This window comes from Paenibacillus sp. fava2 (assembly GCF_058313675.1).
The window spans coordinates 2,843,736-2,855,542 of record NZ_CM177755.1 but is presented as its reverse complement, the minus strand read 5'-3'; the positions used below and the strand labels follow the sequence as shown (position 1 = coordinate 2,855,542).

Here is an 11,807-nt window from a genome sequence, read left to right as displayed (position 1 = left end):
TCCTAAATCACAATGTCCGGGACAGCCCCCTCGTGATATTGTTCAGCCATTTATATCTGAAATAGCGCACTATCGCAACAGGGGCCTTAATGACTTCATCCAGATTGATGACAAAATAAATCATGAGCGGCGGGAGCTGCCATACAAATGCGCTCAAAAATCCCAGCGGCAATATGATTCCCCACATCACAATGGTGTCACACCACAATCCAAACCTGGAGTCTCCCCCGGCAACAAAGATGCCGCCGATTGTCGTAGAGTTGATGGATTTCGGGATGCAGTAATAAGCGCAGATCAGCAGCATCCCGCTGAGGTACTGCTCGGCCTGCTCATTCAGATTCACCACCCGGAGTACTGCAGGCATAAGCAACAGTGTAGTCAGCCCCGCCAGGATACCAAACAAAACAGCGTATACCTTCAGCCTTTTGCCGGCAGCTTTAGCCTGCAGGATTTCCCCGTTGCCCAGGTATTTACCGACTAATACCGCACCCCCGCTTGCTATCCCCCCGCATAGTACAATCGCCAGATTTTTAACCACCGAAGCAACAGAATTTGCAGCTACCATATCCGCATTGACATGCCCGATAATGGCTGACGTTGCCGTTAAAGCTCCGCCCCAGACGATATAATTGCCCTGGACTGGCAAGGTGTACTTTAGAAAATCACCCAGCAAATGACGCTGAACCGTATCATGTAACGGGTACTTGAACTTTATATTTCCTTTTAGGGAATGAAGTATACAGCAGATTAGTTCAACAAACCGCGCAAGTACCGTCGATAAAGCAACAGCCATTACAGCTTTTTCAGCATCCTCCGGATAAAGCGCATATATGCTTACGGCATTAAGCAGGATATTTAACAAAAGGCAGGAGGAGCTGATCCAGGCGCTTGCCCTTGCATTCTCCATGCTCCGGATTACACTGAAGTACATCTGAGAAAGGCCTCCGGCCAGATAGGAGAAGGAGACGGTCTGCAGAAGCTTGGCCCCGTACCTGATCAGTTCATCATCATTTGTAAACAGACTCATCAGCTGCTCCGGCATTAACAGCGACAGGATAAAAAAGACAGCAGAGATAATCAGTGTAAACACACATCCGATACTCAGTACCCGCTCAATGGTCATGAGGTCTTTTTTTCCCCAGTACTGTGCAGCAAGAATTCCAACTCCCGCAGCCATCCCCATGTAAAACAAGGTTAGCACGAAGGTGATTTGCCCGGCCAAGGATACCGAGGACATCGCCGACTGGCTGATAAATCCCAGCATAATCACATCTACGGTTACCGCCAGCGCTGAAATGAGATTCTGAAAGGCAATCGGGATAACCAGCTGAAGCAGCTGCCGGTTAAAATGCTTATCCTTAACAGCTGAGATTACAAAATTGCTAAGCATCACATCCCTCTTTTCAATCCTTCTGCAGGGACAGCAGTTGAATGATCGTTTTCATTACGGCATCCTCGTCATTGGAGCCTGTAATATATCTTGCAGCGTCCTTAAGCTCAGGGAAGGCATTGCGTACAGCAAAGCTGAAATCAGCACGGACAAGCAGCTCCAGATCGTTGTACCCGTCGCCAAACGCCATTGTTTCTTCCGGTGTTACATCCAATAACTGCTGTAAATGTTCTACAGTCGTGCCTTTATGGACATTGACATTGGCAATATCGATCCAGGCAGCTTCAGACGCTACAATATAGGCGGATTCAAAAAAACGCGATAACCTTTCCCGTGTTTCAAAGCATTGCAGCGCCGCATCATAAACGGTTATTTTAACAAAATCGTCTGTAATTTCCCTGAAATCAGCAACCTGTCTGACTTGGGCGTAGGATCTTCTCACAAGATCGGCAGGGACAGTATTCTTTATCACTGCACCGCTTCTTGTACAGGCGATGATTACATGATCCAGGCTGATTTCTTCAAGCAGCTGTATAATCTCAAGACCAAGCTTATTGCTCAGCAGGCTTTCATATACAAATTCCCCGTTATGCTTAATCCGGGTGGCGCTGTCCCCCAGAATCCAGAGATCCTTGGCATCATCGCCAAACAGTTCTTCAACCCTCTCACACTGCTTGCCGGTAACCGGGGCGAAAATAACGCCCTGCTCCTGCATGATCTTTTTTGCTTCTTTAAATAACATTCTATTAAAATCACCGCTGCTGTTCAAAAAGGTACCATCCATATCAGTGAGTATTAACTTAATCATGTGTATGCTCCTTCATCTGTTGGTTTATCTCCATCCGGCTTCTTCATCCAGATCCGCTTGTGTAATTTCCCTGTCTTTGTAGTAATATTTCCGGTCATGCCCATCAATCGTGCGCATCACCCGGCATGGATTGCCAACGGCAACGGAGTTAGCCGGAATATCTCGGGTCACTACACTTCCGGCACCAATAACCGAATTTTCACCGATGGTGACCCCGGGACAGATCGTTACACCCGCACCAATCCAGCAATTGTCGCGGATGGTTACAGGGTCCGCATACATGTATTCCCGATAGTCCGGGTGAAGCGGATGTCCTACGGTAGCGATCGTTACAGCTGGTCCGAACATTACCTTTTTGCCAATGATAATCTTAGTATCGTCAACAAAATTACAATTAAAATTAAGGTAAGAGCCTTCCCCGATTTCAATGTTTGTCCCGTAGCAGAAATAGAACGGCGGTTCAATCCACGCTTTTGTTTCTTTTCCGAAGATTTCAGTCATTAGGCTGGCCCGCTGATCCAGGGCATCCGGTGCTGACGAGTTGAAAGCATGCATTCTTTTTTTGGCCTGCAGTCTGTCCTCGGGCAACCCTTCACAGTAGTCCGTAAATAACTTTCCGGAAGCAATCCGCTCTCGCATTGTCATCTTTTTCTCTCCTTAAGCTTTCTTTGAAGTTATCAAAATTGTATTATTATATTAACGTTTGATCTATCCAAATTGGATGTGATTTTATCAAAACCGTATTTTTCAAGGAGAGTCAACGATGATGGCCAAGCTGGAGGTATTCTCCGACCTGTCGGAACAATTACATTATAATCTCCCTGATTTCCCGCTCTACGCCAGAAAGGGATTGCTGAACCAATTCGATAAATACGCTGCGGCGTGCCACTGGCATCCGGACCTGGAATTTATACTTGTGCTGGAAGGCGAGATGGAATACTTTGTGAATGGCGAAATTGTAAATATGGGACAAGGGAATGGTATTTTTGTTAACAGCCGGCGCCTGCACTATGGTTTTTCTTCCAAGCATCTGGATTGTTCATTTATCGTCCTTGCCATTCATCCCTCATTGTTCGGAGACGCCAGTCATTTGGACAAAGCCTATTTTGATGAGACTTTCGGTTCTAACACGGAAGACTATCTTTTAATTACGCAGCAAAGCGGCTGGGAAAAAGACATTCTGCGGGCTATAGAGCAAACCTACACGGAAATGAACAGCCCTTCCTTTAAACCGCTGCGGCTTCTTGCATTGGCTGCCGGACTTTGTGCGGATATCAGCGATCATCTGCAGCAGGTTCCCGGGCAGGTTAACGATGACCAGTCCTGGTTGATTCTCCGGAATATGACCGGATTCATTCATCATCAATATGATGCTAAAATTACGCTCGATGAAATTGCTGCCGCCGGCTCTGTCTGCCGGAGCAAATGCTGCGAATTATTCGATAAATATACCGGGATAAGTCCTAACTCGTATCTGGTGCGTCACCGCATTCAGAAGAGCTGTGAGCTGCTGACTGAAACGAACAGATCCATCAGTGAAATTGCCATGCGGTGCGGATTTCAAAGCCCGAGTTACTTTTCTTACGTTTTTCGCAACGAGATCGGCCTGACACCGCTTGGCTACAGAAAAAAGATCAGAAATTAAAAACAACCGGCGGAGAACCAGCCGGTTGTTTGGATGATGGTATGTTGCTTGTTCTACAGTAAGTGCAGTGTCTTCCCGGGCAGAACCTCTACTGCTTCATCGTTAACAGCAATCCATACGGATAATGCACCCGGATTGTATACCATGGTACAGTCTGTCGAATATTTCAGCTTGCCGTGTGCTTCTATGTAACGGATGATTTCAATATTGGTTGCATACCAGACTTCTTCACGGCTGCTGATCTTTTGACTGAATGCCTCAATCAGCTCCCAGTTATCCTGCACGTCAAACTCATAGCTGTGTCCCCATACATAGAACAAAGACAGCGGCCCGAAACGGTCTGCAAGGAAGGCTTCGGCCAGATTCATCAGCTCCGGATGGTTATGATGACACGTCGGATGCCATTCATAGGGATTCTCCGGCAGATTAAACTTCAAATGCGAGTTAACCGTTCTGGCATACTCCAGCCCGCATGCTTTCAGCGCCTCGATAACCGCAGCATTATAAGCTCCGTAGGGATAAGCCATCCCTGTCACCAGGTAACCGAATTGCCGCTCCAGATTCCGTTTGTCGTCCAGCAGCTCAGTCAGCACAAGCTCACGCGGAAGATCAGGCAGTACAGGATGGGTCAGGCTGTGAACGGCAATTTCGTGGCCTTTATACAAGTCCTCCAGCCCCTCCGGGTTCATCCGTCTGATTGTAATCCCTTTATCCACCCAGAAGCTGCCTTCATGCTGAATCCCGGAGTTCAAGTTAAATGTTGCTTTGAGATTGTACTTGTTAAAAATATCGATCAGCCTTCTGTCCTGCTCCACACCGTCGTCATAGCTTAATGTAAAGGCTTTCGTTTTACCGCCGGGCCATAGCTTGGTTATTCGTTTCATTGGAGTCTCCTTTTATAATTTTTGATAATAAAGTACGTTTACCAAAGTGCAATTCCAACCTTATCCTTTTCTCTAAGCGCAATCTTGATCATCTCCAGTGCATTTCCAGCTCTAAATTCGATATAGTCTCTATCAAAACCTGTATGTTGCATAATAATATCTAAATGATCCATCATCATTATAAACTCATTTCTGAGTTTTTCTATGTCTTTATCAAATACATAAACGTTTGTTTCTTTTAACGAAGATATTAATTCACACCCAAGCTCTTTAATTACGTCACTTCCCCATAAAGTTCTTCTACAGGATTCAACACCAAACAAATCATTATGCGGTTCAGGTACCTGCGCTTCTAAATCCTCCGTATCAACCTCTACATCTCTCTTTGCAATTATACTTACAATCAGACTCATAACATCCCCCTCCCTTGTGCAATTTTAAGCGAACCATTCAATTAACAATATTATCCTTATCACTAAAATGCTGCACCACATATCTTTCTTTAGCAAGAATTCAGGCCCTGATTCAGGTATAATGAAAGCGTATACCTACATAAGGAGGGTAATTTTGAGATGCACACAAACATTACAGAGCATGAGTTCAGCTGTACCCGGGACGGGTTAACGATTCGCGGAAGAGCATTTATACCGGCAGGGGATCACCTTCCGGCCATTATTGTCAGCCATGGATTCGGCGGCAATTCTAAGGATCTCTATACATACTGCCAGACCTTGGCTTCTTGGGGCTATGCGGCGTTTTGTTTTGATTTTTGCGGCGGCAGTGCTCCCGGACTAGGTACAAGTGACGGAGCAACCACAGAGATGACCGTGCTGACCGAATGCGAGGATCTGATGGCCGTTATGGATTATGTTAAAGGTCTGGATGCTGTTGATGCTGATAAAATAACGCTTATGGGCTTCAGCCAGGGCGGGTTCGTCTCAGCACTGGCCGCAGCCAAGCGCCCGGATGAGATCGAAGCGCTAATACTCATTTACCCTGCGCTCTGTATACCGGATCATGCCCGCCAGGGTGCTCTGGCCGGCGCCTCCTATGATGTCAATGATGTCCCTGAAGTAATCGACTGCGGACATATACAGATCAGTAAAAGGTTCCATGACGCTGTAGTGGAGATGGACCCGTTTGAAGCAATCATCTCCTACAAAGGCCCAGTCTTGCTGATGCACGGAACGGCTGATCAGGTTGTACCTTATACTTACGCTGTTAAAGCCCAGGAAGCCTATGCGCCGGAGCAATGTCACCTGCAGCTGATCCAGGAGGCAGGGCATTCCTTTACCGAAACACAGAGTGCCAGTGCCTTGGTATCGATACAGCAGTTTTTGCTCGGTAAAAAAGAGATTTTAACCATCAGGGTCCAGATTACAGGCTCGGAGGGCCGCAAGGAGGAAGGTTCGCACAAGCAGATTGCGGTTCTTTTTACGGGAAACAGTGACAGCCCCTATTTCAAAGGTGCTATTTTACCAGGGGCTGAGGATGTGCAGGAATATGCCGATGATCAATTAGTGAGCATGAGGGCCGACTACACTCTGGAAGGAACGGATTATACGGGTGAGGAGTGCCGGATACATATTATCAACCAGAACGTGAACGGCGAATGGAAGCCCGCTATTAAAACTGACGGCAAGGCATTGGCTTTTCTGAATCAGGAGGATTTAACGGCAGTGCTGGAAGGATATACAGACGGGCTTACTGTACGGATCTATTCGGCAGTGCCTGAGATAGGGTAAGGCTGCTTATATTTATTAAAATCCCGATGCAGGATAACTCCTGGTCGGGATTTTTGGTGTGTAAATCATAATTTTCATATGCCTGACTGTCGACACCAAATTGATTTCAATAGAGACGGAGAACAAACATGAAGAACTATTGGACAGTCGAGGAACTTGCAAAAGAATTACAAGTGACCACTAGAACAATAAGTAATTATTTAAAATCTGGTGAACTAACAGGTACTAAAATCGGCGGTCAATGGCGGTTTACCTTAGAAGATATTCGAAAGTTGACTGGAGAGGCAAGTCTTAATAATCCAATAACTGAATTCATCGAACCTTTCAATACCCCGGAAACATTCCAACAATCCTTGTTAGCACTAAATATCCCTATAAAGAGCCAAGAAGAACTCGAAACCATCAGAGACCAGATCATTGAGCAATACAATCAAGTGTATTCAGGCGGGAACCGGAGGTTTCATTATGAACTGCTCTCTCCAGATTATTTTAGAGTGATATTGTCAGGGCCGATAAAGTATACTTTGAATTTTGGAGCGTGGCTTGAACAAAAATTTATATAGAATGTGTTAAAGGGCCCCCATTGGCAGGCCCTTACGGACGGCCTGCTGGGAGATCGCTTGTTCTGTACTCGAGACTTACGATTATTTGGCCCTTGATTTCAGGCTTTCCTAACTCTTTTGTACTTCAATATGACTGACTTTCCCTCCAAACCCCAATTCGTTTCCATCCAAATCTCTAATGGTAAATTTACGTGTTCCCCATGGGGTATCAAACAATGATTCAACAATCTCAACCTTGTCCTTTAACGTTCCCCAAAGTTCATCAACATTATCAACCTCAAAATTAATTCTGCCATATGACTTCTTCTCTTTTACTTCCAGTATTGCAAACTTGGCACCTTCTTCTGATTTAAAATCATAATATGTAGGATTTTCAAGAGGCCAGCCGCCATCATTCTCAAATCCCAGAATCTCTTCATACCATTTCAATGCCCTGCTTATATTGGATACATTCACTCTTACATGATTAAGATGTGTTTTCATTTAGTTCTCCTCTCCAATAGTGCCGTTTGTTACTATATTCTTCACATGATCTTCAGGGTAACCCGTTTTATTGGCAATCGCTGATTCCGACATTCCTGACTTATACATGTTAACTAGAACCGTATCCATATCCTCCGCGATCTCAATGATATGGTTATCATAATCATAGAAACGTACAACCATCTGTCCCCACGGCTGTTCCCTAATATCATGTACAAGCTCGAACCCACCGGCGATTATCTTATCTCTTAACGAATTGATATCATCGAATTCAAAGTATACAGCTACATTCTGTGCTTTTGATACAATATCATTACTATTAATCAATTCTGCAAAAAGCGATTTTTTATAAAGTGCAAGACCACCCTCAAAGCCAACATTGTATATGCCAAAATCTGAATTCACTTTGCATCCAAGCAATTCTTCATACACCTTTCTTGATTCAACCACATCTTCAACTACTAAAATAGTTGATTTGAATCCCACAACCATACCTCCCAAAACTGTTTTTGGACAATCATAAAACCATGAGGCTCTCAGAACCTCACCTTTCAGTCCATGTAGTCCTAATATATCCGATCTTCATTCCGATTCGTTCCATGTTTCTATGGCTCTGGGATAAGTAACTGCATTGCCCTACTACAAGTCTGCATTTACTATGTTTCGCTTCCTCAATTCTTCTTTTTAACAGTAATTGGTGCAATCCATTCCCCCTAAAAGGCGGTAACGTTGCAGCGAATGTAAGTGATGCTATGCCATCATTTATACTCATCACAGCTGCAGCTGCCGGCTCATTATGAACATAAGCAATAAAGAACTTCCATCCTGGACGGTGAAACAGAACTTTATTATTTGCTGCGACAGCTGCGATACCATTATCAGGCAGTCCGGTGCCCCTGCAATGAATCATGGCATACATTTCGAATTGATCTTCATTCAGTTCTTTAATGTGAATAGAGTCCGGGTGTTGCTCGTTAAATAACTTAGGCTCCATATAGGTTGATGTATGAAATCCGGATGCATAGAAGCCATGATCAGACAAACATTTTAGAAAGTTAGCGTTTACAGACGACGGGACAATTTCGAATTGTATCTTTCGTTCTCTTGCTCTGTAGAAATTGATGATTGAATCCAAGAATTCCAGTTCTGCATCTGTAATGCCCTTAACGGTATTAAAAGATCCCCAGGGCATTGTCTTACTGTATAAGCAAAGCTCATTTCCAAATCGTTTAATTTCGATTCCTTCTGGATTTCCCGCCCTGTTCTGAATTGCAATCATCCGTTCTTGCATATAATCTATTTCCGATTGTTCAATGATTTTTACCAATTCTCCTGTTGTAATGAGTGATTCTATAACACATCTCCTCCGTTCTTATCCTTTATATCTGCACTTAAGGAATTCGTATAACGTTCCCTTATTCACATAGCTTAAAACAGGAATGCATGTTATTTATCCTTATTTTACCAAACAAATGCCGAAAATCAACCGTTCTCATTGGCTACACATCTTGCCTATCTTTAAACATTTCATTGCCATATTAATGTCGATTTCAAAGGATAATGGGCTTTTATGAAGAATATTAAAATACAATAAGTAAATATAAAAAATGAAAGGTAATCATATGGAAATATTAGCAGCATGTTTGAAATTTAATAAAGAACAGGAAACAAAGATTAATATTGAAGAGTTTCTAAAAAAATGTAGTCCGGATATCCAGCAGAAAATCCATAAATTCCATTGTCACGAAGATAAGCTAAGGTCTCTTTGTGGAGAAATGCTGCTGCAAATATTTTGTTTTAATAGTTGGAATCTCCCCCCCAAAAGCATATTAAGAGAAATAAACAGCTATGGAAAACCTGGATTCACTAATTACCCTGATTATCATTATAATATTTCTCATTCAGGAGATTGGGTGGTTGCAGCCTTTGATAATCTCCCGGTCGGAATTGATATTGAAAAATTAGCTCCTATTAATCTAGAAGTTGCAGAGCGGTTTTTTTCTACTTCTGAAATTAATATGATCCAGGCGAAATGCAACAAAGATGAGCAGATTAAGCTATTTTACCAATTATGGACATTGAAAGAGAGTTATTTGAAAGCAATTGGTACAGGGTTATCCGTCCCTTTAGATTCTTTTACTATTGACATCTCCATTCAAGATACATATATTTTACACCCGCCCCAAAAAAATCCTTCAATCTGGAATTTTATGCAATACCATTTTAATGCCGAATATGCGCTGTCCGTTTGTAGTCAAACTACAAATTTTCCAAAGCAAATAAAATTACTGGATTGGGAAGAGTTAAGTTTGAGTTTCAATACTATTTATAATACAAGTTTTAACAACCGCTACTGATACTCTTCCTTTCAGTCCTTGTTATCGATAATCCCCTGGCAGCCGATCCGGTCAAGATATTCCTGGTTTTTGGTGACGCCATACCCGACAACGAGCGGCATCAAGGTTGCGCTGGTAAATCTCCAGCCGATCTGGTTTTTATGATTAAAATACCCAACCTACAAATTCTTAAATATCTGCTGCAATTCCTCCATTTCAAACAGTTTAATCTTCTTCACCTACACGGAACTAAGGTTCGTTAGAATGCCATTTGACAAACTCTTCACAACTGAATTTTCTTTTGTATTTTGATTCCGGTATGGCTTCAGTCAATTATTAAAACAAAAACAACTCATCAGACAGATGAGTTGTTTCGTTTTAGGCTATATCATTTCTTTCTGAATATAATCGAAATAGTCAAAATGCGCAGGCGACTGGCTGATCTTGCCGTTTCCAGTTGCATACATCCCGAGGTATACCCCGGTGAACCCCCCGGCTACCTCGGTGGCCACATAGGAGCATTCCCCGCTGCCGATCCTCACCGCCTCTTGTCCGGCTAAAGAATAGCTGAAGACATACTGCAGGGAATCTGCCAGGATGCTCAGTATCACCTCGCTTGCCTCCAGCTCCGTCTCCCTCTCCACCTTCCACAGGGAACCGATACGCCGGCGCAGAAACAGCGTCCTGAGGCCGTTAGCTTTTCTCAGCCCGATCTCGTAATGGGCTCTTTCGTTCATATAGACGGTCAATCCGGCTTCTTCACCGTCATTAACCGGATCAAACAGCAGCAGAGCTGAGACCGCGCAATCGAAATCCTGCTGCCTGCGGCCGACAAAGGCCAGCTGCTGTGAGTCGTCCAGCGTATATTCTGTTCCATATAGCGTAAGACAGCTTTTCCGGTCAGAAAGCGAGTAGCTCTGTTCAGGCGGATTCTTAAAAAAGTTCCACTGCAGGCCCAGTGCCCCGCCATCGAAGCCGTCCCTGCCAAAGCGGGATACCCCCGCGTCATAGCCTCCAAAAAACCCTGGACCTTCCATCTCCAATCCGATTCGTCCGTTTTCACCAATCAGCGGCCAGCCGTCCTTGGTCCAGGTTACAGGTGCAAGATACGTTTCCCTGCCCAGATGGTGGTGAAAGGGATACCCGACCGGCCTGATGCCGAGTAGTACGGTCCACCATGTGCCGTCATGGGCCTGAACGAAATCAGCATGTCCGGTAGCCTGGACCGGATGGCTGATACTTCTGTGAGTCAAAACGGGATTGTATGGGCAGGTCTCAAAAGGCCCGTAAGGCTGGCGGCTTCTGGCAACCGTCACCATATGGCCGTACTCCGTGCCGCCTTCCGCTATAAGCAAATAATAGAGGTCATTTATCCGGTACAAATGCGGCCCTTCCGGAAAGCTGCCGCCGGTCCCTTCCCAGATCAGCTGCCGTTCTGTCAGAATGTCACCAGTAGAGAGATCCATTTCCGCCTGATAAACCCCCGGAACAGCATCCTTGTAGCTGCCTGTTCCTGTAATATATACTTTTCCGTCTTCATCAAATAATAGTGAAGGATCAATTCCTCCCCATTGGTCCAGATAAAGCGGCTCAGACCAGGGGCCCTCCGGCTTTTCCGCCTGGATGATAAAGTTCCGCCCGCCAACCGTATTGGTGGTCACAATGTAGAACTGTCCGTTATGAAAACGGATTGTCGGCGCATAAATGCCCATATAGCTGAACAACGGGCCTCCATCTGCCCCCTCGCTGCTGAGCAAGGGCACCTGGCTCTCCCTTGTTAAGCCGTGGCCGATCTGCCGCCAGTTAATCAGATCCTTGCTGTGGAAAATAGGCAGCCCGGGGAAATAACCAAACGAGCTGTTAACCAGGTAATAGTCGTCATCCACCCGGCAGATGCTCGGGTCCGGATAGGCTCCGCTGACAATCGGATTGCTGAATTTCATCTCCATGCTC

Annotated in this window: 13 protein-coding genes; 4 read left to right on the top strand and 9 right to left on the bottom strand. The window is 44.7% G+C overall.

What is annotated here, in order from left to right; translation table 11 throughout:
• Positions 1-7: 7 nt before the first annotated feature.
• From AC4G46_RS12105 to AC4G46_RS12095, 3 genes are read right to left on the bottom strand one after another with little or no spacing between them, the layout of a single operon-like run.
• The gene (locus AC4G46_RS12105; RefSeq protein ID WP_491128137.1) at positions 8-1,390 is read right to left on the bottom strand and encodes an MATE family efflux transporter; all 1,383 of its coding nucleotides are present in this window, start codon (positions 1,388-1,390) and stop codon (positions 8-10) included.
• Between the two features lie 13 nt (positions 1,391-1,403).
• Positions 1,404-2,198 (bottom strand): HAD family hydrolase, encoded by a 795-nt coding sequence (locus AC4G46_RS12100; RefSeq protein ID WP_491128136.1) that lies wholly within the window; start codon positions 2,196-2,198, stop codon positions 1,404-1,406.
• A gap of 24 nt (positions 2,199-2,222) precedes the next feature.
• Complete coding sequence (locus AC4G46_RS12095) at positions 2,223-2,843, bottom strand: DapH/DapD/GlmU-related protein (RefSeq protein WP_491128135.1); 621 nt, start codon at positions 2,841-2,843, stop codon at positions 2,223-2,225.
• 118 nt (positions 2,844-2,961) lie between these two features.
• Here AC4G46_RS12095 and AC4G46_RS12090 point away from each other — a divergent pair, with 118 nt between their 5' ends.
• Entirely contained in the window at positions 2,962-3,843 is an 882-nt protein-coding gene (locus AC4G46_RS12090; protein ID WP_491128134.1) for an AraC family transcriptional regulator, read from the top strand.
• A gap of 53 nt (positions 3,844-3,896) precedes the next feature.
• Here AC4G46_RS12090 and AC4G46_RS12085 read toward each other — a convergent pair whose 3' ends face one another.
• Both AC4G46_RS12085 and AC4G46_RS12080 read right to left on the bottom strand, forming a co-directional pair.
• Entirely contained in the window at positions 3,897-4,727 is an 831-nt protein-coding gene (locus AC4G46_RS12085) for a polysaccharide deacetylase family protein (RefSeq protein WP_491128133.1), read from the bottom strand.
• A gap of 38 nt (positions 4,728-4,765) precedes the next feature.
• Complete coding sequence (locus AC4G46_RS12080; protein WP_491128132.1) at positions 4,766-5,140, bottom strand: hypothetical protein; 375 nt, start codon at positions 5,138-5,140, stop codon at positions 4,766-4,768.
• A 159-nt stretch (positions 5,141-5,299) separates the two neighbouring features.
• Between AC4G46_RS12080 and AC4G46_RS12075 the strand changes: the two genes are divergently transcribed.
• A complete protein-coding gene (locus AC4G46_RS12075; RefSeq protein ID WP_491128131.1) occupies positions 5,300-6,472 on the top strand; it encodes an alpha/beta hydrolase family protein in 1,173 nt (390 codons plus the stop codon).
• 128 nt (positions 6,473-6,600) lie between these two features.
• Positions 6,601-7,035 carry a helix-turn-helix domain-containing protein gene (locus AC4G46_RS12070; RefSeq protein WP_491128130.1) on the top strand — a complete coding sequence of 145 codons (435 nt, stop codon included), beginning with the start codon at positions 6,601-6,603 and terminating at the stop codon, positions 7,033-7,035.
• A 108-nt stretch (positions 7,036-7,143) separates the two neighbouring features.
• On the opposite strand, the gene AC4G46_RS12065 is transcribed toward AC4G46_RS12070, so the two are convergent.
• From AC4G46_RS12065 to AC4G46_RS12055, 3 genes are read right to left on the bottom strand one after another with little or no spacing between them, the layout of a single operon-like run.
• Positions 7,144-7,518, bottom strand: coding sequence for a VOC family protein (locus tag AC4G46_RS12065; protein ID WP_491128129.1), 375 nt, complete (start codon positions 7,516-7,518; stop codon positions 7,144-7,146).
• The gene (locus AC4G46_RS12060) at positions 7,519-8,004 is read right to left on the bottom strand and encodes a VOC family protein (protein WP_491128128.1); all 486 of its coding nucleotides are present in this window, start codon (positions 8,002-8,004) and stop codon (positions 7,519-7,521) included.
• A 58-nt stretch (positions 8,005-8,062) separates the two neighbouring features.
• Entirely contained in the window at positions 8,063-8,809 is a 747-nt protein-coding gene (locus AC4G46_RS12055; RefSeq protein WP_491128858.1) for a GNAT family N-acetyltransferase, read from the bottom strand.
• Between the two features lie 331 nt (positions 8,810-9,140).
• Between AC4G46_RS12055 and AC4G46_RS12050 the strand changes: the two genes are divergently transcribed.
• The gene (locus AC4G46_RS12050) at positions 9,141-9,875 is read left to right on the top strand and encodes a 4'-phosphopantetheinyl transferase family protein (RefSeq protein WP_491128127.1); all 735 of its coding nucleotides are present in this window, start codon (positions 9,141-9,143) and stop codon (positions 9,873-9,875) included.
• Between the two features lie 362 nt (positions 9,876-10,237).
• Here AC4G46_RS12050 and AC4G46_RS12045 read toward each other — a convergent pair whose 3' ends face one another.
• On the bottom strand, positions 10,238-11,797 hold the full coding sequence (locus tag AC4G46_RS12045; protein ID WP_491128126.1) for a glycoside hydrolase family 43 protein: 1,560 nt from the start codon (positions 11,795-11,797) through the stop codon (positions 10,238-10,240).
• Positions 11,798-11,807 lie beyond the last annotated feature (10 nt).